This is a genomic window from Tropicimonas isoalkanivorans (assembly GCF_900112335.1).
GTDB classification, from domain to species: Bacteria; Pseudomonadota; Alphaproteobacteria; order Rhodobacterales; family Rhodobacteraceae; genus Tropicimonas; species Tropicimonas isoalkanivorans.
Genome location: NZ_FOLG01000008.1, coordinates 130,623 through 156,849 on the forward strand (window position 1 = coordinate 130,623; position 26,227 = coordinate 156,849).

The window sequence follows — 26,227 nt, forward strand, 5'->3', positions numbered from 1 at the left end:
GCGGCTGGAAAAGGCCCATTGAATGCGGCACATGCCTCGTCCAACATCCGCCTGCCGGAGGGAGTAGCCGATGCGCAAGTTTCTCGTCGTTCTCGACGATACCCGTGAGTGCCTGAACGCGATGCGATTCGCGGCGATGCGGGCGGCACATACCGGAGGGGGCGTGGAGATCCTGTCGGTGATTCCGCCGGATGAATTCCAGCACTGGATCGGTGTGGCGGACATCATGCGAGCGGAGGCGCGCGAGCGGATCGAGGCGCATTTCGAGGTCTTTGCGAAGTGGATGCGCGACCGCCAGGGCGTGGACCCGCATCTCATCATCCGGGAGGGGGACCCGGTGCCCGAACTGCTGGCTCAGATCAAGGACGACCCCGCAATCGGTGTGCTTGTTCTTGGCGCGGGCACTGGCAAGGGCGGGCCCGGTCCGCTCGTCAGCCAACTGGTACGAAGCGCGGGAACGTTGCCCATCCCGATCACCATCGTACCCGGCGGGTTGTCCAAGGATCAGCTCGAAGCCGTGACCTGACACGGCTTAGTTTACAATTATTCTAAGTTATTGACTTGCCGCCATCGAAGGCGCATATACCACTGACTCTTTCAGAGAGGCTTGCCCCATGTTTATCCAGACCGAATCCACCCCCAACCCGGCAACGCTCAAGTTCCTGCCTGGGCAGACCGTTCTCGAGACCGGAACGGCAGACTTTCCGTCAGCCGACGGCGCAAGCGGCTCGCCGCTAGCTGCGCGAATCTTCGACGTGGGCGGTGTGACGGGCGTGTTCTTCGGCACCGACTTCGTGACCGTCACGAAATCCGACGAGGTCGATTGGGAGCATGTGAAGCCCGCCATTCTCGGCGCGATCATGGAGCACTTCCAGTCCGGCAAGCCGGTGATGGCGGAAGGGTCCGGCGCGGCGTCCGGCGGGCATGCGCTCCACGACGGAGAGGACGCGGAGATCGTCACCCAGATCAAGGAACTGCTCGACACGCGGGTTCGCCCGGCGGTGGCGCAGGACGGCGGCGATATCACCTTCCACGGCTTCGACAGGGGCGTGGTCTACCTTCACATGCAGGGCGCCTGCGCCGGCTGCCCTTCCTCGACGCTCACCCTCAAAATGGGCATCGAAAATCTGCTCCGTCACTATATCCCGGAGGTGGTAGAGGTTCGCCCCGTTGCGGTCTGACCCTACGATCCTGGCGTTCGACACATCGGCCGCGCATTGCGCGGCCGCTTTGCTGAGCGCGGGCGAAATTCGGGCCGAAAAGACCCTGGAGATGGGACGCGGGCAGGCCGAAGCGCTCATGCCGCTCTTGGAAGAGGTGCTGGCCCAGAGCGGTCTGGCAATGAGCCATCTCGACGCGATTGGTGTCGGCATCGGGCCCGGCAACTTCACAGGCATCCGGATTTCCGTCGCCGCCGCGCGTGGTCTTTCGCTGGCGCTCGGGGTGCCGGCGGTCGGGGTGTCGATGTTCGAGGTGATGGCCTCGGAAACGCCCGAAGGCGGTGCCCTCGTCAGCCTCCCGGCCCCCCGCGGGATGACCTACGTTCAACCGTTTCACGACGGCCGACCGAATGGGCCGGCCCAGCTTTTCAACCCGGGCGGACCACCGGAGCCAGGATTCGCCGGTCTGACCGTGATCGGCGCGGCGTCAGAGGAGATCGCCCGCCTGCACCACGGTGTCACTGCACCGGCAGACGCCCCCCCGATCGCGCCTCAAATCGCGCGCATCGCGGCTTCCCGCCTCGCTGAAGGCCACGCCCGCGGTGAACGACCCTGCCCGCTCTATGTCCGGCCCGCGGACGCGGCTCCGCCGGCAGATCCGCCGCCTGCCATCCTGCAGTGACGCCCGAAGAACTCGCCGCACTTCACGTCCGCTGTTTCGAGACACCTCGTCCCTGGACGGCCGCAGAGTTTCGGAACCTGCTCACCATGACCGGCGTTTTTCTCAACGCGACCGACGCCGGCTTCGCCCTCGGCAGGGTTATCGTGGACGAGGCGGAACTGCTCACGCTCGCCGTCGACCCACCGGCCCGCAGGCACGGCCTCGGCCGTGCACTTCTCGCCGACTTCGAGACGTCCGCCGCTAGCCGTGGCGCAACCTCGGCGCTGCTCGAAGTCAGCGCCGCCAACGCCCCGGCCATCGCGCTCTACACAGCCGCAGGCTTCCTGCGCACCGGCCACCGGCCGGGTTACTACCGCACCCCGCACGGCGCCCGCATAGACGCACTCCTGTTAGCCAAAGCGCTGTCCTGACGCAGGTTTCCGGCCCCCGGTCGCCTTGCGTAAACCGAAAAACCGGTTGACCCCCTCCGTTCGCTGCGGCCTTAATCGTCGCGTGATCCGAAAGAGATCCTTCAAGTTTGTCGCGTCGGGCCAGTCGGCCCTTCGCGTGAATAATATCCAACCGGGAGACACCCTATGACTTTCATGCGGAGCATCCTCGGCGCGGCTGCAAGCCTTGCGCTGATCGCCGGAGCGGCCTCGGCCGAACCCGCCGTCATTTTCGACCTCGGCGGCAAGTTCGACAAGTCGTTCAACGAGTCGGCCTACACCGGCGCCAAACGCTGGGCCGAGAAGACCGGCGAGAGCTTCAAGGAAATCGAGATGCAGTCCGAAGCGCAGCGCGAGCAGGCGCTGCGCCGGCTGGCCGAGGCTGGCGCGAACCCGATCGTTATGACGGGCTTCGCGTTCGGCAATGTGTTGACCGAGGTCGCGCCGGATTATCCCGACACGTCCTTCGCCATCATCGACGCCGTGGTCGAAGGGCCGAACATCCGCTCTGTGATCTTCTCGGAGCATGAAGGCTCCTACCTCGTCGGCACGCTGGCGGGGGAAGCTTCCAAATCCGGCACCGTCGGCTTCATCGGCGGGATGGACATTCCGTTGATCCGCAGATTCGCCTGCGGCTACGCGCAAGGCGTGCTGGATGTGAACCCGGAAGCAACCGTGCTGTCCAACATGACCGGCACCACGCCCGCCGCCTGGAACGACCCGGTGAAGGGCTCCGAGTTGACCAAGGCGCAGATCTCGCAAGGCGCTGATGTCATCTATTCCGCGGCCGGCGGCACCGGCGTGGGCGTTCTGCAGGCCGCGGCGGACGCGGACGGTGTGCTTTCCATTGGTGTGGACAGCAACCAGAACCACCTGCATCCGGGCAAGGTGCTGACTTCCATGGTCAAACGGGTCGACAACGCGGTGGAGAAAGCCTTCGACGACGGTCCCGGTTTCGAGACGGGCGTGATGGTCATGGGGCTGGACAACGAGGGTGTCGGCTACGCCATGGATGAAAACAACGGCGACATAGTTGACGCCAACTGGAAGGCCGCCGCCGACGAGGCTGCCAAGAAGATCGCCGCCGGCGAACTCGAGGTTCACGACTACTACGACGACAACGCCTGTCCCTATCTGCAGTTCTGATACCCGTCAGTCTGGAACGTGACAAAATGGGCCGCGTAGCGCGAGGCCGCGCGGCCCGTTGAAAAATGCGAGGTGTGGTCGATGAAGGACCTGGCAGAAAACTCTGGTCCAACGCCCGACGCGGGCCCGGACGCTCCCCCGGCGATCGAACTGCGCGGCATCTCGAAAGCGTTTGGCCCGGTTCAGGCGAACAAGGACATCTCGTTGAAGGTGGCCAAGGGTACGATCCACGGCATCATCGGTGAGAACGGCGCCGGCAAGTCGACGCTGATGTCCATCCTCTACGGCTTCTACAAGGCCGACTCCGGTGAGATCCTCATCGACGGCAAGCCCACCGAGATCCCTGACAGCCAGGCGGCCATCGCGGCCGGCATCGGAATGGTGTTCCAGCACTTCAAGTTGGTGGAAAATTTCTCGGTGCTGGAAAACGTGGTGCTGGGCGCCGAGGACGGCGCGCTGCTCCGGCCGACGCTTTCCAAGGCGCGCAAGCACCTGACCCAGATCGCCAAAGAATACGAGATGAACGTCGACCCCGACGCCCTGATCGAGGAGATCGGCGTCGGAATGCAGCAGCGGGTGGAGATCCTGAAGTCCCTCTACCGCCACGCCGACATCCTGATCCTCGATGAGCCCACCGGCGTGCTGACCCCGGCGGAAGCCGACCACCTGTTCCGCATCCTTCGGGGCCTGAAGGACGAGGGGAAGACGATCATCCTCATCACCCACAAACTGCGAGAGATCATGGAAGTGACCGACACGGTCTCGGTTATGCGGCGCGGGGAGATGACGGCGACGGTGAAGACGGCGGAAACGTCGCCGGAGGAGCTGGCGGAGTTGATGGTAGGCCGCAAGGTTCTGCTCCGGGTGGACAAGACGCCCGCGACGCCCGGGAAGACAATTCTGAAGGTCGAAGATCTGAAGGTCGTCGATGAGGACGGTGTGGAGCGCCTGAAGGGTGTGTCCTTCGAGGTGCGCGCAGGTGAGATCCTGGGTATCGCAGGCGTGGCGGGCAACGGCCAGTCGGAACTGCTGGAGGTGCTGGGCGGCATGATGGCGGGCACCGGCCGGGTGGAACTCAATGGCGAGTCAATCGACCTCACCGGCAAGCATTCCGACGGGCTCTCGCGGCGTAAGCGGGGCATCTCCCATGTGCCGGAGGACCGTCAGCGCGAGGGGCTTATCATGGACTTCGCCGCCTGGGAAAACGTGGCTTTCGGATACCAATACGACGACAGTTACAAGTCCGGCTGGCTGATGGACAACGCGGGCATCCGGCGGGACACCGAGGGCAAGATGGAACGCTTCGACGTGCGCCCGCCAAACCCGCAACTCGCCGCAAAGAACTTCTCCGGCGGCAACCAGCAAAAGATCGTTCTGGCCCGCGAGATCGAGCGGAACCCGGACCTGCTGCTGGTGGGCCAGCCGACGCGGGGTGTGGACATCGGGGCGATCGAGTTCATCCACCAAAGCCTCATCCAACTGCGCGACGCCGGCAAGGCGATCCTGCTGGTCTCGGTGGAGCTGGACGAGATCATGGGTCTTTCCGACCGCATCGCCGTGATGTTCGACGGCCGGATCATGGGCGAACGGCTGCCTGGCGAGACGACGGAGGGCGAACTGGGCCTCCTGATGGCGGGTGTTACTGACGGCGAAGGAGCGGCGTGATGGATGTGATGCCCAAATGGGCCGACGTGTTGCTGGTGCCGATCATCAGCCTGCTGCTGGCCTTCGCGATTTCGGCTCTGGTAATCCTCGGCATTGGCAAGGACCCGGTCGAAGCCGTCAAGCTGATGGTTTCTGGTGCCTTCGGCTCGACCTATGGCTGGGGCTACACGCTGTTCTATGCCACCAACTTCATCTTTACGGGCCTCGCCTTCGCCGTCGCCTCCCACGCCAGCCTGTTCAACATCGGCTCCGAGGGTCAGGCAACGCTCGGTGGGCTTGGCGTGGCGCTCGTCTGCCTCGCCCTGCCGTGGCCGCACTGGACGTTGGCACTGCCCGCCGCGATGATCGGCGGCGCGCTTTTCGGGGCGGCGTGGGCCTTCATTCCCGCCTGGCTTCAGGCCAAACGCGGGAGCCACATCGTCATCACCACGATCATGTTCAACTTCATCGGCGCCGCGGTTTTGAACTACATGCTGGTCAACGTGATGCGCCCGGAAGGCTCCATGGACCCGGCCTCCGCGAAGTTTCCGCCGGGGGCCAGCCTTCCGACTTTGCACGACATTCTCGCCGTCTTCGGCATTCCGTTTTCCAAGTCCGCCCCCGCAAACATCAGTTTCCTGATCGCCCTGCTTGCCTGCGTTCTGGTTTGGCTGTTGATCTGGCGCACGCGCTTCGGGTTTGAACTGCGCGCCTACGGCAGATCCGAGTCCGCCGCCGTTTACGCGGGCATCTCGCCCTCGAAGATCATCATCGTCGCCATGCTGATTTCCGGCGGGCTGTCCGGCCTGATGGCGATCAACAATGTGATGGGCGAGGCCGAGCGGCTTGTGCTGAACTCCGTCGAAGGGGCGGGCTTCATCGGCATCGCGGTGGCGCTCATGGGGCGCAACCATCCCATCGGCGTGGCCCTCGCGGCGATCCTGTTCGGTTTCCTCTACCAAGGCGGCGCAGAGCTCGCGCTCTGGATGTCGATCCCACGGGAGCTCATCGTGGTGATCCAGGGGTTGGTGATCCTGTTCACCGGCGCACTCGACAACATGGTGCGAATGCCGATCGAGCGGATTTTCCTCGCCCGTCGCCTCAGCGCCAAGTCGGGAGAGTGAGCCATGGACTTCTCCACCCTCATCCAGATCCTCGACTCCACGCTGCGCCTTGCCACGCCGCTGCTGCTGGCTTGCCTCGCCGGACTTTTCTCGGAGCGGTCGGGCATCTTCGACATCGGGCTGGAAGCCAAGATGCTGATCGCGGCCTTTTTCTCGGCCGCCGTTGCCTATGACAGCGGGTCGGTCTGGCTCGGGCTGCTGGCGGGCATCGCGGCCTCGATGGTATTTGCGGCCATTCACGGCGTTGCCTCCATCACCTTCCGTGGCAATCAACTCATCTCCGGCGTGGCGCTCAATTTCCTCGCTTCGGGCATGACGGTGCTAATTGCGCAGAACTGGTTCCAGCAAGGCGGCCGCACGCCATCGCTTCTTGGCAAGGCTCGGTTCGAGCCCCTCACCCTGCCCTTCGCCGACGCGCTGAAAGACGTGCCGATCCTCGGGCCGCTCTATTCGGATCTGCTGTCGGGCCACTCGATCCTCGTCTACGTCGCCTTGCTGGCGGTGCCGGCGTCGTGGTGGGTGCTGTTCCGAACCCGCTTCGGCCTGCGCTTGCGCGCGGTCGGCGAGAACCCGGCGGCCGTCGATACCGCGGGCGTCTCGGTGATCGGACTGCGGTATGCCGCCGTCGCTATCGCCGGGCTGCTCTGTGGCATCGCGGGCGCCTATCTCGCCACCGGCCTGCAGGCGGGCTTCGTGAAAGACATGACGGCCGGACGGGGCTACATCGCTCTTGCGGCGCTGATCTTCGCCAAATGGCGGCCGTGGTACGCGCTCGGCGCCTGCTTGCTCTTCGGTCTGCTTCAGGCGCTGGCGCTGAGGACGGACGTCGTCGCTGCGATCTTCCCGTTCAAGATGCCGGTACAACTGCTGGACAGCCTCCCCTACATCCTGACGGTCGTGATCCTCGCGGGCTTCGTCGGCAAGGCGATCCCGCCTCGGGCCGGTGGAGAGCCCTACGTCAAGGAACGGTAAGGCAGGCAACCGCTCGGGCGTAGCGCGCCCGCGCGCCTTGTCCTAGACTCGCGCCTGAGGTGCGCGTGCAAGGGCGCCGGAGCAGGAGTGCAGGATGCAGATCTACCTTCCGATCGCGGAGGTTTCGGTAAACGCCTTTTACCTGCTCGGCCTTGGCGGGATCGTCGGCATCCTGTCCGGCCTGTTCGGCGTCGGCGGCGGGTTTCTCCTTACGCCGCTCCTGTTCTTCATCGGCATCCCGCCTGCAGTGGCCGTGGCCACCGGCGCCAACCAGATCGTCGCGTCCTCCTATTCCGGGGTCCTCGCCCACTTGCGCAGAAAGACGGTGGACCTGCGGATGGGCGTCGTCTTGCAGGTCGGCGGGGTCATCGGGGCGGCCCTCGGTATCTTGCTATTCAACCTGCTGAAGTCGCTCGGGCAGGTCGACCTTCTCATCACGCTAAGTTACGTGGTCTTTCTGGGGATCGTCGGCGGGCTGATGTTCGTCGAATCCCTCGTCGCCCTGCGCCGCTCCCGCAAGCAGGGCGCGGCGCAACGACCGCTCCACCGGCGGCAGCGCAACTGGGTGCATACGTGGCCGTTCAAGATGCGCTTCCGCACGTCCGGCCTTTATATCTCCGTGATCCCGCCCATCCTCGTCGGCATGATGGTGGGGGTGCTGGCCGCGATCATGGGCGTGGGCGGCGGCTTTATCATGGTGCCGGCGATGATCTATATCCTGGGTATGCCGACAAAGGTCGTCGTCGGCACCTCGCTGTTCCAGATCATTCTCGTCGCGGCGTTCACAACGATGCTGCACGCCATCACCAACCATACCGTCGACCTGCCGCTGGCGCTGCTCCTGCTGGTCGGCGGCGTGTTCGGCGCACAGATCGGCAGCCAGTTGGGAACGCGGCTGAAGGCGGAGCAGCTTCGCGTCCTTCTCGCCGCGCTGGTCCTACTGGTCTGCGGCAAGCTGGCGCTCGACCTTTTGCTTGAGCCGAGCGAGCTCTACTCCGTCGCGGTGTCGGCATGAGACGCTGGGTCGCCTGCCTGCTGCTCGTCCTTGGGATGGCCAGCGCCGCGCAGGCGCAACAGGTGGTCGCGGACCTGAGCCAGAGCCGCATTTCCATCACAACGAGCTTTGCCGGGTCGCATATCCTTGTCTTCGGTGCCGTGCGGGAAGACCGTGATGCACCGCAGGAGCCGTTCGACATCATCGTCACGGTCTCCGGCCCGGTGGAGCGCACGCTGGTCCGGAAGAAGGAGCGTGTCGCCGGTATCTGGGTCAACACCCGCTCCGCGACCATCAGTGCCGCCCCAACGTTCTACAAGGTCTCCAGCACCTCGACCCTCCATCACATCCTGTCGGAAGAAGCGGACGAACGCTATTCGATCACCATTCCGCGGGCGATCCGGGCCGTCGGCCTCGCAGACGATGCCCCCACGGGCGAACCCTTCACCAAGGCGCTCGTGCGGATCCGAGAGAAGGACGGCACCTACACTGTGGACGAAGGCGGCGTGACCATGATCGGTGACGTGCTGTTCCGGGCCGACATCGAGCTTCCGTCGAACATCGTGGAGGGCAACTATTTCGCACGGATATTCGTGATGCGGGACGGCGAGGTCCTCGCATCCTTCACCGATCTTCTGGGGGTGCAAAAGGTTGGGCTGGAGCGCTGGATCTATGCGCTGGCGCAGGAACAGGCGGCGATCTACGGGCTGCTCTCGCTGGCCATTGCCATCGCCGCGGGCTGGGCGGCGTCGGCAGTTTTCACCTACCTGCGAAAGAGCTGAGACCGTTTCGCCGGCACCGCGGCGGTGAAGGCCTCACGCCAGACGGCTCAGCCGCTCTTCGAGCACCTCGAAGGGCACCGCAGGTTCGTTCTTTGCGTCCCGGATCACGAGCGACGTCTTGACGCTCGCCACGTTCGGAGCTGCCGTAAGCTGGCCGGTCAGAAAAGACTGGAAGGTCGATAGATCAGGCGCGACGCATTTCAGGATGAAGTCGATCTCGCCGTTCAGCATGTGGCACTCACGCACCAGCGGCCACTCCCGGCATTGCTGCTCAAACGCGGACAGGTCCGACTCCGCCTGGCTATTGAGGCCCACCATAGCGAACACCTGCACTTCAAAGCCCAATTTCCGAGGATCGACCTCCGCGTGATAGCCGCGAATGTATCCGGCTTCCTCCAGCGTGCGGACCCGGCGGAGGCACGGCGGCGCAGATATTCCGACCCGCCGCGCAAGTTCGACATTGGTCATCCGACCGTCGGCCTGCAACTCGGACAGGATATGACGGTCGATGGGGTCAAGTTTGCCACCCGACATTCAGCCCTCCAGTGAATTTTGCAAACCTTAGCGAGACCCCGCAATGAGCGCAACAAAGTTTCACAGTTGCGCAACTTTTGTCGGGTTTGTGCTGACCGCATAGCTCTGCGCAGGAAAGGCTTCCAGATCGCGAAACAGACCCCTATATCGGGCGGAGCGCAAAATGCGTGGAAGCGCACAGTTTCACAAGGGGCTCCAGATGTCCAGCAACCGCCACACCCGCGTTCTCATCATCGGCTCCGGGCCGGCCGGCTATACCGCCGGTGTCTATGCCAGCCGCGCGATGTTGGAGCCACTGTTGGTGCAGGGCCTTCAACCGGGCGGGCAGCTCACGATAACGACGGAAGTCGAGAACTGGCCCGGGGAGAAGGAGATCCAGGGGCCGGACCTGATGGTCAACATGGAAGCGCACGCGCGCGCCGTCGGAACGGAGATCGTCTCCGACGTGATTACCTCCGTCGACCTCTCAACCCGTCCGTTCGTGGCGCAGGGCGACAGCGGCACCACCTATACCGCGGACGCGGTGATCCTGGCGACCGGCGCGCAGGCGAAGTGGCTGGGGCTCCCCTCCGAGGAGAAATTCAAGGGCTTCGGCGTCTCCGCCTGCGCCACCTGCGACGGATTTTTCTATCGCGGTAAGGAGGTGGTGGTAATCGGCGGCGGCAACACCGCGGTCGAGGAGGCACTGTTCCTGACCAACTTCGCCTCCAAGGTCACGCTGGTTCACCGCCGCGACGAGCTGCGCGCCGAAAAGATCCTTCAGCATCGGCTGTTCAAGAATCCAAAGGTCGAGGTTTTGTGGGATCACACCGTCGAGGAGGTCCTCGGCACGGACACCCCGCCGGGCGTGACCGGGGTGCGGACGACGAACGTGAAGACCGGGGCCGAAACCGTCGTTCCCTGCGACGGCTTCTTCGTCGCCATCGGCCATGCGCCGGCATCCGAACTGGTGAAGGACCAGTTGGAGACGCACATGGGCGGCTACGTGGTCACCCGCCCGGATTCCACGGCGACCTCGATCCCCGGCGTTTTCGCGGCGGGCGACTTGACCGACCATATCTATCGCCAGGCGGTGACGAGCGCCGGGATGGGGTGCATGGCGGCGCTGGAAGCGGAGCGGTTCCTCTCCGAGCAGGGTCTCGACGAGGGCAAGGACGAGACCGCACCGCTGGGCTATGGCGCCCCGTTGAACGAGCAGGCCTGACAGTCTCTGTAAGTTCAGCGAGAGGACGCGCCGCTTCGAACGAACTCGCACGGGTCAACAAGGCAGGCGGTTCGGCCATGTCTGTCCCGAAGCGGGACACAACGGCGGCCTCGGTACGCGAAAAAGCGCGGCCTTTTCGCCGCACCTCCGCGCGTCCTCAGCGAACGGCTTGAACTCCCCTCCAAACCGGTCCTATAGGCGCGCAGCACGGGCCGGACGGGAGGCCGGTTTACGTCCGTATTGAATCAACGATAGCCGAGAGTTTAGATGTCCATAAATCAGCACGCTCCGATCCCGGAACTTTACGTTTCCTACGACAGCGCCCAGAAATTGAAGGTCGAAGCCGGTGACCTGCCGAGCTGGGACCTCACCCCCCGACAGCTCTGCGATCTGGAACTGCTGATGAACGGCGGCTTCAGCCCCCTGAAGGGGTTCCTGACGGAGGACGACTACAACGGCGTCGTGGAGAACATGCGTCTCGCCGACGGTTCGCTCTGGCCGATCCCGATCACCCTCGACGTGAGCCAGGAGTTCGCCGATAGCATCGAGATCGACCAGGACATCGCCCTGCGCGACCCGGAAGGCGTGATCCTGGCGATCATGTCCATCTCCGACCGCTGGACGCCGGACAAATCGCGCGAGGCCGAAACGGTGTTCGGTGCCGACGACATTGCGCACCCGGCGGTGAACTACCTGCATCACCACGCGGGTCCCGTCTATCTCGGTGGCCCCGTCACCGGCATCCAGGCGCCGATGCACTATGATTTCCGCGCCCGCCGCGACACGCCCAACGAACTGCGCGCCTACTTCCGCAAGCTCGGCTGGCGCAAGGTCGTCGCGTTCCAGACGCGCAACCCCCTGCACCGCGCCCACCAGGAGCTGACCTTCCGCGCTGCGAAGGAAAGCCAGGCGAACCTGCTGATCCACCCCATCGTCGGCATGACGAAGCCGGGCGACATCGACCACTTCACGCGCGTGCGCTGCTACGAGGCGGTACTGGACCAATACCCGGCCGCCACCACCACGATGAGCCTGTTGAACCTCGCAATGCGCATGGCCGGCCCCCGCGAGGCGGTTTGGCACGGGCTGATCCGCAAGAACCACGGCGTGACCCACTTCATCGTCGGCCGCGACCACGCTGGCCCGGGCAAGAACAGCAAGGGCGAGGACTTCTACGGCCCCTACGACGCGCAGGAGCTCTTCAAGCAGTACGAAGAGGAAATGGGCATCGAGATGGTGCCGTTCAAACACATGGTCTACGTCCAGGACCGTGCCCAGTACGAGCCGGCTGACGAGATCGAAGAGGGCGTCACCGTCCTGAACATCTCCGGCACCGAGCTGCGCCGCCGCCTGGCCGAAGGGCTGGAGATTCCCGAGTGGTTCTCGTTCCCCGACGTGGTCAAGGAACTGCGCCGCACACGGCCGCCGCGGTCCAGGCAGGGCTTCACGGTGTTCTTCACCGGCTTCTCCGGCTCCGGCAAGTCCACCATCGCGAACGCTCTGATGATCAAGCTGATGGAGATGGGCGGACGTCCGACCACCCTGCTCGACGGCGACATCGTGCGGAAGAACTTGTCCAGCGAACTGGGCTTCTCCAAGGAGCACCGGGACCTCAACATTCGCCGTATCGGCTACGTGGCCTCGGAGATTACCAAGAACGGCGGTATCGCCATCTGCGCCCCCATCGCACCCTATGCGACCACCCGTCGTGCGGTGCGTGAGGAGATCGAGCAGTACGGCGCCTTCGTCGAAGTGCACGTTGCCACGTCCATCGAGGAATGCGAACGGCGGGACCGCAAGGGCCTCTACAAGCTCGCCCGCGAAGGCAAGATCAAGGAATTCACCGGTATCTCTGACCCCTACGACGTCCCCGAGAACCCGGAGCTGAGCCTCGACACGGAGACCGTGGACGTGGATTATTGTGCCCAGCAAGTGCTGCTGAAGCTGGAAAGCATGGGGTTGATCGGCGCCGAATCCTGATCGCCGCACTTTCAAAGTTAGAGACGCGCCCCGTTCGATGGACGGGGCGCTTTCTTTTGCGATTACCTTTCCGGTCAACCGCCCTGCCCCGGATTTGACCCTCAGCCGGACCGTCATGCCAAAAAAATGGCGCGCCGCCGAAGCGACGCGCCATTCAAAACTCTGCGGTGTGGCCGCACGCTTAGGTGCGACCGTCTCCCGTCAAGATCAGTCCTCGATCGGTTCCTGAGGAGCTTCCTCGGAGGTCGCGCCACGCAGGTCTTCGTCGTCCACGGCAGCAGAGCCGATGTCGTCGAACAACTCGGCGATCTCGAATTCCGCGGCGGCTTCCTCTTCCTGCGCAAGTTCCTGGATGGACTTGCCGGAAGCTTGCAGCTCGGCCTCTTCTTGGGACCGGGCGACGTTCATGACGATGGTCACTTCCACTTCGGGGTGGAGGATGACGTGCACGTCATGCAGGCCAAGTTCCTTGATCGGCTTGGCAAGCGCGACCTGCTTGCGGTCCAACGAGAAGCCACCGTCGGTGGCAGCGTCCGCGGCGTCGCGGGTCGTGACAGAGCCGTAGAGCGCGCCGGAATCCGACGCAGAGCGAATCACGATGAACTGCTTGCCTTCGAGATCCTGGGCGAGCTTCTCGGCCTCTTGCTTGGACTCGAGGTTGCGGGCTTCGAGCTGCGCCTTCTCGGCCTCGAAGCGGGCCTTGTTGGCCTCCGAAGCACGCAGGGCCTTGCCCTGGGGCAGCAGGAAGTTGCGGGCAAAGCCCTCCTTGACGGAGACGACCTCACCCATCTGGCCAAGCTTGGCCACGCGTTCCAGTAGGATAACGTCCATGGGTCTGGCTCCTTACTTCACGGCGTAGGGAAGCAGGGCGAGGAAGCGGGCGCGCTTGATCGCGCGGGCCAGCTCACGCTGCTTCTTGGCCGAGACGGCGGTGATGCGGGAGGGCACGATCTTGCCGCGCTCAGAGATGTAGCGTTGCAGCAGACGGGTGTCCTTGTAGTCGATCTTGGGCGCGTTCTCACCGGAGAACGGGCAGACCTTGCGGCGGCGGAAAAACGGTTTCGTGGCCATGGTTTATGCTCCTTGTCTCAGGTGATGGTTCAGCGGCGGTCGCGACGGCGGTCGTCGCGGTCGTCGCGCTTCTGCATCTGAATCGACGGGCCTTCGGCATGCTCGTCAACCTTGATGGTCAGAACGCGCATGACATCGTCGTGCAGACGCATGAGGCGCTCCATCTCCTGAATGGCCGGCGCGGGAGCGTCGGTCCGAAGGAAGGAATAGTGGCCCTTGCGGTTCTTGTTGATCTTGTAGGCCATGGTCTTGACGCCCCAGTACTCCTGGTCGACGACCTTGCCCCCGTTATCGGCGAGAACCGTGCCGAAGTGCTCGATCAGCCCCTCGGCCTGCGCGTTGGACAGATCCTGACGCGCGATGAAGACATGCTCGTAAAGCGGCATGCGTGCTCCTGTCATTTCTATAGCGGCCTTCATAGGGCGGGCGTCCGGCTCCGCGGCCCGTCCACGAGAGGTGCCGCTGGTCACATTCGTATCGCGGAGATGCGGGCTGGTACGCCAATTGTGGGCTTGATGCAAGGCCGAAGGCGCTGCGCGCGGAGTGTAGCGACCCTGTGCGGCAGTGCGGAATTTCCCTGAGCGAAAATGCTGCCATGTCTTGGGGCGTCAAGACATTCACAGAAAATAGGACGACCTGATGACGCCCTTTACCAAGATCGCCACCCTGGCCGCGGCGACCACCCTTGCGATGACCGTTGCGGCTTCGGCCGAAAAATATGTGCTGGACCCCAGCCACAGCCAGGTGGTGTTCACCTACAACCACCTCGGATTCTCCACCACCACTGGCATGTTCTCCGGCTTCGAAGGTGAGATCGACTTCAATGCCGACGATCCGGCGACGAGTTCGGTCTCCGTTTCTTTGCCCGTGTCGGCGATGTTCACCGGCTGGGAAGCGCGTGACGATCACTTCGAGACCGAGGACTTTTTCGGGATCGAGGAGAACGACACTGTGACCTTCGTCTCCACCAGCATCGAAGTGACCGGCGAAGATACCGCGGAGATCACCGGCGATCTGACCATGAACGGCGTCACCAAGGAAGTCGTTCTGGATGCCAAGCTGAACACGATGGGCATGCACCCGATGGAGGAAAAGGAATGGGCCGGCTTCAACGCCACCACCACCGTCCTGCGGTCCGATTTCGACATGGGGATGTTCGCGCCGTATGTCAGCGATGAAGTCCAAGTCGCCATCTCGATCGAGGCGATGAAGGCCGAGTAAGGCGCCTCTCACCCCGCATCATTGGGCCACCGCCGGCAAGCTCCGGCGGTGGCCTTTTCTTATTGTTCGTCTGGCTCCGCCACTCCATGCCGTTGGTAGAGGATCGACTGAACCTCACGGCGGAGGGCATCCGGGCCTGCGTCCACCAGCGACAAAACCGCGTGAAGATCGGCCCGCAGCGCGTGGACCTGGTCGATCAGCCCCATGACGACGGCCAGTGCGTCCTCCTGCAGCTCCAGGCAGTCACCCAGTTCGCAAGCCAGCCGCAAGCGCGCCACGTCGATTTCCCGGAAGATGGGGGTGGCGCGGGTCGGCGCCTGAACCGGGATCACGACTTCCGCCGCGACGAACCGCACCAGCATGGCCCGGTCGAGTTGCGGCACTTCGGCCAGCACCTGCTCTTCGGTATATTCCATCATCATGCCGTCATTCCCTTACGCGGATCGTAGGAATTCTTCTTGCGCCAGTCCGCCATGAAATCGGCGAGAGCGTCGTCTACCTTTGGCGGGGCGACGATCTTCAGCTCCACCAGTTGGTCGCCGCGCGCGTCCTTTCCCCTTAGCGCCACCCCGCGCCCCCGCAGGCGCAGCACCTGGCCCGAACTGGCGCCCTTCGGCACCGTCACGTTGACCGGCCCGCTGATCGTGGGAACCTCCACCTTGGCGCCCAGTATCGCCTCGTCGATCGTGATGGGCAGTGTCACGCGAATGTTGTCCCCCTCCCGGCGAAAGAGCTTGTGCGGGGCCACTGACACCGTGATGAGCGCGTCGCCCGGCCGCCCCTTGCCGATGGGCGCCCCCCCCTTGCCGCGCAGGCGGATCGTCTGGCCGTCCGCGATGCCGCGCGGGATCTGCACCTCTAGCGAGGCGCCGTCCGGCAAGGTGATCCGGGTCGACCCGCCCAAAGCGGCATCCATGAAGGAGACTTCCAAACGGTATCGCATATCCGCCCCATCGGCGTGGAAGCCGCCATGCATATGATCGTGCCCTGCCCCGCCCCGCTCGGCGCGAGCCCCTCGGGTGAAGCTGGCAAAGAAATCGGACAGGTCCTCGTAGTCGTCAAAACCCTGGGTGCCCCTGTATGGGTTGTCCTGTGCGCCGGCATATTGGCGATAGAAGTGCTGTTCCGGCCGCTCCTGACCGGACGCATCGATCTCGCCCCGGTCGAAGCGGGCGCGCTTTTCGGGGTCCTTCAGCAGGTCGTAGGCCGCCGCCGCGGCCTTGAACCGCTCCTCGCCGGCCTTGTCGCCGGGGTTGATGTCGGGATGGCTCTCCTTGACGATCTTGCGGTAGGCCTTCTTGATCTCCGCCGCCGTCGCCGTCTTGCTCACCCCCAAAGCTTCATACGGATCCATTGGTGTTCCTATGCGAATGGGTTGCAGCAACGCGGAAGGCACACCGCGCGCGTTGCCCTTTGATATTGTACCGGAACGGGCCGTTTTGAAGTGCGCCCGAACGGCGCGCTTCCAGTCATCGTGCTCGGAAAAGAGACCTCGCAAAAAGAAAACCCGGCCAGAGCGGCCGGGCTTTGCATGTCTTGGTCTCACGGACGTGGAGAAGGATCACTCCTCGTCGAGCTTCTCGACGGCTTCCTTCAGGGCGTCTTTATCGGCTTCGACTTCTTCGATGGTCGCCAGTTCGAAGACATAGTCAACGACCTTGTCTTCGAAGAGCGGCGCACGGATCTGCTGCTGCACCTGCTGGTTCTGCTGCACGAACTCGAAGAACTCCCGCTCCTTGCCCGGGTACTGCCGCGCCTGGTTCAGGATCGCCTGGGTCATCTCGGCGTCGGAGACCTTGATCTCGTTCTTGGTGCCGAGTTCCGCCAACAGGAGCCCAAGTTTCACGCGCCGTTCGGCGAGCTTGGTGTGCTCCTCGGTGGTCTCGATTTCCGGATGGTCATGGCCGTGCACCTCCGGATTTTCCTCGTGCCACAGCTGGTGGGCGATCTGGCTGGCCTCCGCTTCGACGAGGGTCGGCGGCAGGTCGAAGGTCACCAGGTCGTCGAGCTTGTCCAGCAGGCCGCGCTTCATCACCGCGCGAGCAGCACCGGCATATTCGGCCTCAAGCCGTTCCTTGATCTGCTCTTTCAGCGCGTCAAGGCTCTCGGCACCGAACTGCTTGGCCAGGTCGTCGTTCAGCTCCGGCGCGGCGGGCGACTTGACGGCCTTGATGGTGCAGGTGAACTCGGCTTCCTTGCCGGCCAGATGGCTCGCACCATACTCCTCGGGGAAGGTCACGGTGACGACCTTTTCCTCGCCGACCTTTGCCCCAACGAGTTGCTCCTCGAAGCCCGGAATGAACTGGCCCGATCCGAGTTCCAGCGGGAAGTCCTCCGCGGAGCCACCTTCGAAGGCTTCGCCATCGACCCGGCCCACGAAATCAATTGTGACCTGGTCGCCATTCTCCGCCGCTTCGCCCTCGGCGCGGTCTTCGAAGTTCCGGGCCTGCTCGGCGAGCCCGTTCAGGGCCTCGTCGATCGCGGTATCGTCGGCCTTCACCACCAGTTTCTGCAGCGTGACCTGCGACAGGTCTGGCTGGTCGATCTCCGGCAGCTTCTCATAGGACATGGAGACAACGATATCGTCGCCTTCCTTCCAGTCCTCGCCTTCCATCTTGATCTCGGGCTGCATCGCAGGACGGTCGCCGGATTGCTCGAGGTGGTCGCTCATCGCGCCATCGACGGCTTCCTGCATAGCTTCGCCCAGAAGGCGCGTGCCGAACTGCTTCTTCAGAAGCGCCATCGGCACCTTGCCCTTGCGAAAGCCTTTCATCTCGATCCCGGGCTGGGCCTCGGTCAGTTTTTCGTTGACCTTGGCATCCAGTTCGTCCGCAGTGATGGTAATCTGGTACCCGCGTTTCAGGCCGTCGTTCAGGGTCTCGGTGACCTGCATGGCTCTTTATTCCTTCCTCACGTTCCTGGTGCGGGTGAAGGGACTCGAACCCCCACGCCTTGCGGCGCCAGAACCTAAATCTGGTGCGTCTACCAGTTCCGCCACACCCGCGCTGTTCTGAAACCGGAAGCGACCGCGCGCCGTTTCCAGCACCGCAGCCGCCCGATCCAAATTCGCGCCCTTCTATCAAGGGTGATGGCCGGATGCGAGAGGAAAAACATCCCTGCAACGGTCGCCGAAATAGTTAACATCCGTCTGGCGAGATGCGCCGCGCGGGCCTAATCTTATTGACAAAATCATAAGGGCCATCCGAGCAGAGCCATGCATATTCCCTTCTTCCGCGGAGCCGCGGCGCGCAATCTCGGCGCATCGGTGCTGCCTGCGCCCGACCGAGCCGTCGGAATCACCGGCTCCATCATGCTCTATACGGCAAACGGAGCGGTCCCGGCCGAGCACCTGACGCCGGGGGATCGGATCATCACCCGCTCCAGCGGACAGGTGGTTTTGCGGGATGTGCGCGTCACGGAGGTACATGGCCTGATGGTCCGCGTCGGCCCGGCCACGCTCGGTCGCGCACGACCGGAGACCTTCGTGCTGCTTCCGCCCGACCAGAAGGTTGTCCTTCGCACCGCCACCGGCGCCGGGCGCGACGGCATCTTTGCTGCCCGGGCGCTGATCGACGACACGCATGTGACATGGCACGAGACCAAGGCCCCGGTCCGGATCGTGCACCTTTTCTTCGACGGCCCGGAAATCGTCCATGCCGGTGGCCTGGAACTGGTCATCGACGGCTGATCGGCCCTGCACGGCTTGCAGTGCCTTTCGCGCCCGCCCATAACGATGCGCGACCCCTGCCTGAGAGCCTGTAATGGATACCGCCACATTCGCCGACGTCACCTTCTGGATCACCGCCGGGGCGATCCTCGTGCTTCTGGTCCTGTCCGGATTCTTCTCGGGCTCGGAAACAGCATTGACCGCGGCCTCCCGTGGGCGGCTGCGCAGCGCAGCAGACAAGGGCGATGCGGGCGCGCAAGCGGCCTTGGCACTGAAGGAGGACAATGAACGGCTGATCGGCGGTATCCTCCTTGGCAACAACCTCGTCAACATCCTCGCCACATCGTTGGCAACCGCCGCCTTCACCCGCGCCTTCGGAGACAGCGGCGTTGCGCTGGCAACGCTGGTGATGACGCTGCTGGTGCTGATCTTCGCGGAGGTGCTTCCCAAGACCTATTCGATCTCCGACCCCGAGCGCGCCGCCGCCCGCAGTGCCCCCCTGATTGGCCCCGTCATAACGGTACTTTCGCCGATGGTGACCGTGGTTCGGGTCATCGTGCGCGGAGTGCTGCGGATCTTCGGAATGCGGGTCGACCCGGATTCGATGCTGAGCGTCCGAGAAGAGATCGTTGGGGCGTTGCAAATCGGCCATTCGGAAGGCGTGGTCGAAAAGGAAGATCGCGACCGCCTGCTCGGTGCGCTCGACCTGAGCGAGCGGACCGTGGAGGAGATCATGCTGCACCGCTCCCAGATCGAGATGATCGACGCCGAGGCGGCCCCCGAGGAGATGGTGCGCCAGGTGCTGTCCTCCGCCTATACCCGCCTGCCGGTCTTTCGCGGAGAGCAGGAGAACATCGTCGGCGTGGTCCACGCCAAGGACCTGCTCCGGGCGCTGGAACAACTGATGCGCCAGTCCGAGTCGATAGACGCGGCAATGGAAAAGTTCGACGTGATGGCCGTGGCCAAGGCCCCGTACTTTGTGCCGGAGACGACGACGCTGGACGACCAGATGCGCCAGTTCCTCCGCCGCCACACGCATTTTGCGCTGGTCGTGGACGAATACGGTGCTCTGCAAGGGCTCATCACGCTGGAGGATATCCTTGAGGAAATCGTCGGCGAGATCACCGATGAGTTCGATGTGGATGCCGAGCACCCGATCCGACGGACGGAAACGGGCGATTTCCTGGTTGACGGCGCGATGACCATCCGCGACCTGAACCGGGCCAAGGACTGGCACCTGCCGGACGACGAAGCGAATACGGTCGCCGGCCTCGTCATCCACGAAGCACAGACGATCCCGACCCCCGGGCAGGTCTTTTCCTTCCACGGATTCCGCTTCGAGGTCGTCGCCCGCGAACAGAACCGCCTGACCCGGTTGAAGATCCGTCCGCTTTGAGCCGATCGGTGGCGGAGTCGAGGGGTACGGACCTAGGTGCTTGCCCCGAACCTAGGGCTAACGGCACGAATGAATAGCAGCCGGGTCGAATCCATCGTGTCGCACGTCCTATCAAATGCGCTCGGAGTTGCAGAGGAGCAAAAACAAGGGCGAAAGCTTCGTATTGGTCACGCCTTTCGGCGGGTGCTACTGAGCTTGCAAGCCCGTGCCGGACGTGCCTGCCGAGTAGGATAAGCCGTCCTCTCGAGTGCTAGGACATCCGGGACCGGCATCGCCACCCGTCGGTTTGACCTACAGCCGCAGGCCCTCTGCCGTCAGGGCGACGGACGCTCACCGAGCTTTAGCGTTCGCTCCCAATAATCATCGGTGGCGATTCGCCTATACCCAGCCTGCCAGTCCTGTCTCAATCGGCCATAGCAGCGGATGAATCGGAGACCATTGCGCACCATTCTGCGGCTCTGGCGGAAAGCGCGGGACTTGGAATGGCTGACGCTAATCGAGGTATTCTCGACACGATTGAGATAGATTGCATGCTTTGCGCCCCAGATCCGGCAGAGCATCGCCTGTTCACCGGCGAGCAACACCTTTCGCGTCGCGAAGGCCCGGAAGAATGGCAGGAGGTGGCCGTTTAACGTGAACTTCATCAACAGCACCGTCCAGCGGCCTGCGTCGTCAGCGTCAGGTGTACGGGGGGGCATCGCGCCATCATGCTGGCTATAGCCTTCCGCCTTGGTCAGCGCCTTGATGTCGGCGCGACGTCTGGCAATGTCAGCGTTCCGAGCGAAGAAGTCCGGCCCTTCCATCACGTCCTCGATCGCTAAGTTCAGAGCCTCCAGCGTCTCGTAGCGACAGTAGCACATCGCCCTGGCGAAGAACCAAGCCGCGATCTTGACAGTACGCAGAGCGCCGATGTCCATCGACGGCAATGACAGGTGGTGCACCATATGGCTGCGCAAGTCGAGGTATTCTGTCAGGGGGGTAATTTTGTCAGTAAAATCGGCGTCTTGAAAAGTGATTACTCCGGGTAGGGTCGTCATACGAAAGCCGTTGGCCAGCGAAAAGCTGACGTCGTCGCCACGAACAAAGAACGGAAATGGGGGGTGCTCTACACAGGCGGTGGGAAATGCGAAGTACCACCATCCTCCGTAAAAGTTCCAAGGGACCCCGATGCTCTCGGCTTCCATTGACAACAAGTGATGGAAATTGCGCATGTCGACGTCGCCAAACAATCGATTGCACTTGGCGAGAAACGTGGCGCCGTTTTCCCAAAGGGCCCACTTGTCGGTTGCCCGCGCAAGCGCGCCGGCGATGGCAGTACGCTCATCCTTGGCATAGGCGAGGAAGGTCCAGGTACGTTCGATCGAGGACATATGGATCTTGGCTTCGTCATCCATAAAGAGGGTATGGGTCGCGCCCCGCCTGCGTGCCTCGATCAAGCCCCGCGCGAAACCGCCCGATCCACCGAGGTTCTCGTTGTCCATCGGGGACACGTACTGGTCTGCCTCGATACCGGCGCTCTTACCGTTATCCACCACGATGACATGGACATGCTCCCCAATAGAGGAACTGGCAAGATAGTGCCTAAACCGGTCGACCGCTTTCCGCACGGCTTCCTCGCGCCGGAACGTCGTGATGACGACAGCTATTTCGGGAGTCCGTACCGGGGCTTGTGCCGTCATCCAGTTGGCCGATTTTAGGCGTCCAATGCCGAGAGACCGAAGTTCGAAGAAGAGGACTCCACCATTCGCTATCGACGGGATCCCGGAAATGTCCAGCTCGAACGGCTCATCCGGCTGGAAGGTTATCAGTTCGTTGTACACCCTTTCGTGCGAGCTATCGGCAATCGCCTGCGTCACCCTAAGTTCAAAGGTGCCCTCGCCAATGAGTACGAGCCTTATATCCGTCAACCCACAATGGTGCTGCCACTTCCCGAGGCTGAAGAGGTTGAATAAGGTATCGAATTCAGCCACGCCGCCGGGACCAAAGACGACATGGCCGCTTTCACGCGAAACGGCGCAGGCACCGCGTTGACGGACGTAAAGATCTGGTTCGGTGCAGATGCCGGTTTCCGCATGGACGAGTCCTTGCAGCAGGTTGAGTTGCCCCGTCGTCTCCTCGTCCAGCAATGGAAGTTTACTCGAATGATGCATCTGTCCCATCAGCATTTGCCAACCTCATTTTGAAATCTGCGTTCGGACATGGGGAAGAATTCGCCGAGGACGCTTGGTTGATCCGAACGGAGCGACGCAGACGCCTGTAGGATGGACGGCTTCGCGAGCTCCAGCGCCGAAATGATCGACATTTCGTTCGCGTCCCACATGAATGGCAACGTCCAGTTGATCCACTTCGATGCCCCTGCTCGAGTATCGCGCTTCTCCGGTGCACGCCTATCAGCAATCTGTACCGGAACGCCCTTGTTTGCACCAACACATGCAGCAACTCGGAACGCAAAGACAAGCAGGTTTCAGGACAAGCCAGCAACCGACGGACCTAAAATTACGACAGATGCTGACAACCTCCGCGGTACGGCCTCAGGTCGCGACACTCAATGCCCAGCGGCCAGCTTTCGCAACAACTCCCAGGCCGGCGGTTGCGGGCGCGCTCTTTCGGGAAGCTCCAAAAGCAGTTCCAGAGCGGCCCGGCTGGCGACCTCCTCCGGCACAGGATGGGCAATTCGCATTTCGTCGATGTCAGGAAAGAACGGCGAGCGGTTCGCGACCTGGCCGACATAGGAGTGGATCGGCTCAAAGGCGTCCGCCAGAAAGGTGCGCGCTCCCTGCCCTAGCACTTCCACCTCGGCGTTTTTGTGGACCTCCTTGGCGATGTTCGTCGATTCGAGGAAGTGCATGAAGCGCTCCGCATCGGGACGATCCAACTCTTGGTTCGCTCGGCGCATGATGTCGTAGAAGGCATACGGGATGCTTTTGTTGGCCCGCGGCGCGGGTACGAGTCCGCTCGGAAAATCGATCCCAACCTGCTGGACGAAATCCTCGCAGGACCCACCTACCGCGAGGACATCGGAGTAATTCCTGATGTGGAAGACCGCATCGGGAAAGGCCTCCGTCCAGGGTTGGAGGAGCGTCTGATAGTCGAAGTGAACAGTGTGGATGTACTTCTTGGCCACCTCGCCCTCCAGACGCCCCCACCTGTAGCCGAAGCGGAACCGTTGACCGTGCCAAGACGCGAGATACTCGTCTGGGCGGCGCAGCGTTAGGTAGATTTCGAAAGAGGCGCCCGGAAAGAAACTTCTCAGTTGCTGGGTCAGGGCCGGTGACTCGTGACCAAAATTCGACATCACCTCCGAGCACAGCACGACGGCTCTTGGCGAAAGGTTGTCGATTTGCTCCCGGATCGCACGGGCCATCTGAAACACGGCGGGAGGCCGGTCGATGAAGGCCGGCAGCTTAAAGCCTCCAGCTTCCGCGATCATTTTGAAAACGAGAGTGTTGTGAGGCTCTCGTTCATTGAGAGTCAGATCGCCGTCGTCGTCTTTGCCGGCCATTGCCCGGGCAAGGCAATTCGCCATGCCTTCAAATTCGACCATCGGATAAAGGATGCCGCCATCCCGGATGAGCTTCAGCCAGTTGCGGGAAAGATAGGTCTGCAACGCGGTCGAGCCGACCTTGTGGTGCCCGATGTAGATGATAACTTTCATGATCTTCGCCAATTCTAGCCGAGCGAGGCTCGCAGTCAGTCAGCCATCGCCGTGCATCTCGGCCAGCCGCCGCTTATGGAAATACTTGACCCACGGCGTTTCGCCGTTCCCCAACATCTCCTCGATAATCTGTGAACACAGCAGGAGGCTGCGTATCTCCGAAGCTGAGAAGATATCCTCGGCGCAGGAGGCTTGCGGCACCGAGCATGCGCTATCGATATCAGCCTGAATGGTCTTTTCCATTAAGGGAGCCCCCCCGAACATTGCCTTGTCAAGTTCGCGGGCGTCCTCGAGGTAGTGCTCGCCGGCACGTTCGGCCAAGTCCCGGTGAATGCGCACCTTGGTTGTCGTCTCCCCGTTGGGCATCGCTCCAATGACCCGTGCTAGCATCCATCCGTAGTTGTGATGGAAGCCGCCTCCTTTCTGGCCGATCTTCCCGTGCAGGTATTTCACTCGGAGAAGATCCTCCAACGAGAGGGACTCGTTCTGGTTATCGGACTGCGCCAGTGTGAAATCGACCTGCCCTAGCGAGGCTACGATGAAGTCATCGAGAAGCGACCCGTTTTCGAGTGCCGAGCGCAGAAACGGACGCAGCACAAAGTCGTCGCCAAAGACCTCGCACCATTGTTTGAAGCGTGGGGCGTAGAGGAACAGCTTTTCTCTCATGCAGAGATCGAAAAAGGATTCCAGATCATCGGAATACGCGCCGATTTTGATACGCTCCGCATGGCTGGACACCAGACGTTGAAGATGTGGGCGAACGTAGGCGACAATCCGGATCCGGTCGAACGAGCCGCCGAAATACTTGTTGAGTAGTTGATGCAGGCGAACCGGATTGAACGCCTCGAACTGCTCGGCCGAGATTACCGAGACGCGGGGACCCGGTTCAGCCAACTTCTCGGCGAGTTGCGAGAGGCGCTGATGCGCCTTCTTACCGTCGGGACTGTTTGGAGTGTCCAGAACCGCACGGAACAATCCCGGAAGGTAGTTGTGGTTGAGCGGCGACGTGTAGACCGGGCATTCCCCTCCGATCAGCACCTGTTTCTTGGCGAAAGCGTGCTGGATCGTCGTAGAGCCGGTCTTGTGATCCCCGACATGAACGATCAGCGTCTTTTGGGCGAGGGAAGCAGAAACATCCCCCTCCACGTTGGCTTGCGCGCCTCCAGTTTGCATGATTCCTGCTCCGACGGGCCGTTGGTGCTCAATTTTCATCCTGTTAGCGCATCTGCATTTTTCGCACAACGCGCTCTCGCCTTCGTCGGCAGGACTAGTTCCTCACGTCATCAAACTCGCACGCCGGCCCACCCAGAACAAATTTTTCCAAGATGTCGGGCGTGAAATTCGTGCAGCGGAGGATGTCATTCTCCTTGTCTCCGCTCTCTTTCGATCCGCGTTGCCTGGCATGAAAAATGATATCGACGAGCTTTCCGTCCCCATCTGTCACCGGGAAAGGCCTCCCGATATGGGTATAGTTCTTCGAGCTCTCAGCTACGAACGGCCTTACGTCGCTCCCGTCGCTCCGCAAGACCTTTTCGCAGCCCGCCATGGGAGAGGCGCAGACGGCGACAAAGCCGCCGTAGTTGCTCTCGGAGCGGTACGCGCCGGCAGAATAGAGCAAGAAATGCGTCCCGTTCGGGGAGGCATAGCCCCACGCACCTTCTATGAGGCTGCCATTGCTTTCCAGACGGATCTCGGAGGGCATCGGGCGCGCCCGGTCCCACCCGGTTTTGTCCACTTTTTTCGGAACCTTTCTGCCAGGGCACAACAGCGCCTTTCCCTTGTCCTGTACGACGAGGTCGGACTGCACCTGTTGCACGCGAATACAGGTAATCCAGTCATCGTCGCCCCTAAGGTCCCGGCGGTCGTCGATGTAGACATAGACATTTCCGCGGTGCACGAACGGGTCGCCATTGTATGTGGACTTTATCATCGGCGTATTATCGCGCATCTTCCAATCGAGGGGAAAACCGCCTTCGGTGCGCCGCGTGTCGCCTCGCGGTTCGAACACGTAGACGCTTCGCCCTCGTTTCTTCGGCTCGTCCCTGTCAAAGTCGGACGCCTGCTGCAATGAGGCGATCAGCACCACCCCGTCGGACGAGCGAAAGAACTTCTTGCCCCACGCGTTGAAGCCGGATTTGCGTAACAGCCGTTTGCCGTTGGGAGAGAAGAGCCGAATTCTATATGGCGTCCCGTCGTCGGCGTTGAAGGTGCCAGGACGCACGTCGGGGTATTCGATGATATTGGAATTGGTGCCAGAGAGGATGTATGTGCCGCCGTCCGCTCGGAAGACATTTGGGTCCCGCAGCCAGACAGTTCCCTCGCCTTTCCAGACGATCGGGGAGACCTCCTGGCTCCACCCCGACCCCGTTGACAGGGAGATCGACAGCCCTGCGAGAAGCATCGCCGTTGCCCATGTGAAACCTGTGGATCTGCGCACGTTATGGCCCTCGCCTGCATCATCGAAACTTCGGGCACTATGTAGCGGTTCCGCAGCCAAAGGAACCGGGAAGTGGGCGTCTGGTCTGCCTTAAACAAATGGGGCCCGGACGGCGCTCGCGTTCGCCACC

Annotated in this window: 26 protein-coding genes and 1 tRNA gene; 15 read left to right on the forward strand and 12 right to left on the reverse strand. The window is 62.5% G+C overall.

The features are described 5' to 3' along the window. The first annotated feature begins 70 nt into the window (after positions 1 to 70). From BM075_RS14005 to BM075_RS14050, 10 genes are all read left to right on the forward strand, one after another. Positions 71 to 526 carry a universal stress protein gene (locus tag BM075_RS14005; RefSeq protein ID WP_093361317.1) on the forward strand — a complete coding sequence of 152 codons (456 nt, stop codon included), beginning with the start codon at positions 71 to 73 and terminating at the stop codon, positions 524 to 526. Positions 527 to 614: 88 nt separating this feature from the next. Further along, complete coding sequence (locus BM075_RS14010) at positions 615 to 1,181, forward strand: NifU family protein (protein ID WP_093361318.1); 567 nt, start codon at positions 615 to 617, stop codon at positions 1,179 to 1,181. Beyond that, positions 1,171 to 1,842, forward strand: a complete 672-nt coding sequence (tsaB, locus tag BM075_RS14015; RefSeq protein WP_093361319.1) for a tRNA (adenosine(37)-N6)-threonylcarbamoyltransferase complex dimerization subunit type 1 TsaB — start codon at positions 1,171 to 1,173, stop codon at positions 1,840 to 1,842. Before BM075_RS14010 ends, tsaB begins: the two co-directional genes overlap by 11 nt. 86 nt (positions 1,843 to 1,928) lie before the next feature. Further along, positions 1,929 to 2,252, forward strand: coding sequence for a GNAT family N-acetyltransferase (locus BM075_RS14020; protein WP_093361320.1), 324 nt, complete (start codon positions 1,929 to 1,931; stop codon positions 2,250 to 2,252). Between the two features lie 165 nt (positions 2,253 to 2,417). After that, entirely contained in the window at positions 2,418 to 3,416 is a 999-nt protein-coding gene (locus BM075_RS14025; protein WP_093361321.1) for a BMP family lipoprotein, read from the forward strand. An 81-nt stretch (positions 3,417 to 3,497) separates the two neighbouring features. Then, positions 3,498 to 5,081, forward strand: coding sequence for an ABC transporter ATP-binding protein (locus BM075_RS14030; RefSeq protein ID WP_093361322.1), 1,584 nt, complete (start codon positions 3,498 to 3,500; stop codon positions 5,079 to 5,081). Next, the gene (locus BM075_RS14035; protein WP_093361323.1) at positions 5,081 to 6,184 is read left to right on the forward strand and encodes an ABC transporter permease; all 1,104 of its coding nucleotides are present in this window, start codon (positions 5,081 to 5,083) and stop codon (positions 6,182 to 6,184) included. Before BM075_RS14030 ends, BM075_RS14035 begins: the two co-directional genes overlap by 1 nt. Before the next feature lie 3 nt (positions 6,185 to 6,187). Then, positions 6,188 to 7,156, forward strand: a complete 969-nt coding sequence (locus tag BM075_RS14040) for an ABC transporter permease (protein WP_093361324.1) — start codon at positions 6,188 to 6,190, stop codon at positions 7,154 to 7,156. 94 nt (positions 7,157 to 7,250) lie between these two features. Continuing rightward, positions 7,251 to 8,171 carry a sulfite exporter TauE/SafE family protein gene (locus BM075_RS14045; protein WP_093361325.1) on the forward strand — a complete coding sequence of 307 codons (921 nt, stop codon included), beginning with the start codon at positions 7,251 to 7,253 and terminating at the stop codon, positions 8,169 to 8,171. Next, the gene (locus BM075_RS14050; RefSeq protein WP_093361326.1) at positions 8,168 to 8,932 is read left to right on the forward strand and encodes a TIGR02186 family protein; all 765 of its coding nucleotides are present in this window, start codon (positions 8,168 to 8,170) and stop codon (positions 8,930 to 8,932) included. Before BM075_RS14045 ends, BM075_RS14050 begins: the two co-directional genes overlap by 4 nt. Before the next feature lie 33 nt (positions 8,933 to 8,965). Here the strand turns inward: BM075_RS14050 and BM075_RS14055 are convergent, their stop codons facing one another. Continuing rightward, entirely contained in the window at positions 8,966 to 9,466 is a 501-nt protein-coding gene (locus BM075_RS14055; protein ID WP_093361327.1) for an Lrp/AsnC family transcriptional regulator, read from the reverse strand. A gap of 199 nt (positions 9,467 to 9,665) precedes the next feature. Between BM075_RS14055 and trxB the strand changes: the two genes are divergently transcribed. Together trxB and BM075_RS14065 are read left to right on the forward strand one after the other, a co-directional pair. Beyond that, the gene (gene trxB, locus BM075_RS14060) at positions 9,666 to 10,670 is read left to right on the forward strand and encodes a thioredoxin-disulfide reductase (RefSeq protein WP_093361388.1); all 1,005 of its coding nucleotides are present in this window, start codon (positions 9,666 to 9,668) and stop codon (positions 10,668 to 10,670) included. A gap of 267 nt (positions 10,671 to 10,937) precedes the next feature. Continuing rightward, the gene (locus tag BM075_RS14065; protein WP_093361328.1) at positions 10,938 to 12,650 is read left to right on the forward strand and encodes a bifunctional sulfate adenylyltransferase/adenylylsulfate kinase; all 1,713 of its coding nucleotides are present in this window, start codon (positions 10,938 to 10,940) and stop codon (positions 12,648 to 12,650) included. 207 nt (positions 12,651 to 12,857) lie between these two features. On the opposite strand, the gene rplI is transcribed toward BM075_RS14065, so the two are convergent. From rplI to rpsF, 3 genes are read right to left on the reverse strand one after another with little or no spacing between them, the layout of a single operon-like run. Next, positions 12,858 to 13,481 carry a 50S ribosomal protein L9 gene (gene rplI / locus BM075_RS14070; protein WP_093361329.1) on the reverse strand — a complete coding sequence of 208 codons (624 nt, stop codon included), beginning with the start codon at positions 13,479 to 13,481 and terminating at the stop codon, positions 12,858 to 12,860. A gap of 12 nt (positions 13,482 to 13,493) precedes the next feature. Further along, complete coding sequence (gene rpsR, locus BM075_RS14075) at positions 13,494 to 13,721, reverse strand: 30S ribosomal protein S18 (protein WP_093361330.1); 228 nt, start codon at positions 13,719 to 13,721, stop codon at positions 13,494 to 13,496. Between the two features lie 29 nt (positions 13,722 to 13,750). Beyond that, a complete protein-coding gene (gene rpsF, locus BM075_RS14080; protein ID WP_093361331.1) occupies positions 13,751 to 14,107 on the reverse strand; it encodes a 30S ribosomal protein S6 in 357 nt (118 codons plus the stop codon). Between the two features lie 253 nt (positions 14,108 to 14,360). On the opposite strand from rpsF, the gene BM075_RS14085 reads away from it, so the two are divergent. Beyond that, on the forward strand, positions 14,361 to 14,942 hold the full coding sequence (locus tag BM075_RS14085; protein ID WP_093361332.1) for a YceI family protein: 582 nt from the start codon (positions 14,361 to 14,363) through the stop codon (positions 14,940 to 14,942). Positions 14,943 to 15,001: 59 nt separating this feature from the next. Here BM075_RS14085 and BM075_RS14090 read toward each other — a convergent pair whose 3' ends face one another. The 4 genes from BM075_RS14090 to BM075_RS14105 all read right to left on the reverse strand — a co-directional run bounded on the left by BM075_RS14090 (position 15,002) and on the right by BM075_RS14105 (position 17,946). After that, positions 15,002 to 15,364 (reverse strand): hypothetical protein, encoded by a 363-nt coding sequence (locus BM075_RS14090; protein ID WP_093361333.1) that lies wholly within the window; start codon positions 15,362 to 15,364, stop codon positions 15,002 to 15,004. After that, complete coding sequence (locus BM075_RS14095) at positions 15,361 to 16,296, reverse strand: DnaJ C-terminal domain-containing protein (RefSeq protein WP_093361334.1); 936 nt, start codon at positions 16,294 to 16,296, stop codon at positions 15,361 to 15,363. Before BM075_RS14095 ends, BM075_RS14090 begins: the two co-directional genes overlap by 4 nt. 207 nt (positions 16,297 to 16,503) lie before the next feature. After that, positions 16,504 to 17,835, reverse strand: a complete 1,332-nt coding sequence (gene tig, locus BM075_RS14100) for a trigger factor (RefSeq protein WP_093361335.1) — start codon at positions 17,833 to 17,835, stop codon at positions 16,504 to 16,506. A 26-nt stretch (positions 17,836 to 17,861) separates the two neighbouring features. Further along, positions 17,862 to 17,946, reverse strand: a tRNA-Leu gene (locus BM075_RS14105). 210 nt (positions 17,947 to 18,156) lie between these two features. On the opposite strand from BM075_RS14105, the gene BM075_RS14110 reads away from it, so the two are divergent. Continuing rightward, positions 18,157 to 18,630, forward strand: a complete 474-nt coding sequence (locus BM075_RS14110; protein WP_093361336.1) for a Hint domain-containing protein — start codon at positions 18,157 to 18,159, stop codon at positions 18,628 to 18,630. A gap of 73 nt (positions 18,631 to 18,703) precedes the next feature. After that, positions 18,704 to 20,005 carry an HlyC/CorC family transporter gene (locus tag BM075_RS14115; RefSeq protein WP_093361337.1) on the forward strand — a complete coding sequence of 434 codons (1,302 nt, stop codon included), beginning with the start codon at positions 18,704 to 18,706 and terminating at the stop codon, positions 20,003 to 20,005. A gap of 314 nt (positions 20,006 to 20,319) precedes the next feature. On the opposite strand, the gene BM075_RS14120 is transcribed toward BM075_RS14115, so the two are convergent. The 4 genes from BM075_RS14120 to BM075_RS14135 all read right to left on the reverse strand — a co-directional run bounded on the left by BM075_RS14120 (position 20,320) and on the right by BM075_RS14135 (position 26,097). Further along, positions 20,320 to 22,170, reverse strand: coding sequence for a glycosyltransferase (locus BM075_RS14120; RefSeq protein WP_093361338.1), 1,851 nt, complete (start codon positions 22,168 to 22,170; stop codon positions 20,320 to 20,322). A 380-nt stretch (positions 22,171 to 22,550) separates the two neighbouring features. Beyond that, a complete protein-coding gene (locus tag BM075_RS14125) occupies positions 22,551 to 23,672 on the reverse strand; it encodes a hypothetical protein (protein ID WP_143089874.1) in 1,122 nt (373 codons plus the stop codon). Between the two features lie 27 nt (positions 23,673 to 23,699). Next, positions 23,700 to 24,833 (reverse strand): hypothetical protein, encoded by a 1,134-nt coding sequence (locus BM075_RS14130; protein ID WP_093361340.1) that lies wholly within the window; start codon positions 24,831 to 24,833, stop codon positions 23,700 to 23,702. A gap of 94 nt (positions 24,834 to 24,927) precedes the next feature. After that, positions 24,928 to 26,097, reverse strand: coding sequence for a glycoside hydrolase family protein (locus tag BM075_RS14135; protein WP_143089875.1), 1,170 nt, complete (start codon positions 26,095 to 26,097; stop codon positions 24,928 to 24,930). Between the last annotated feature and the right edge of the window lie 130 nt (positions 26,098 to 26,227).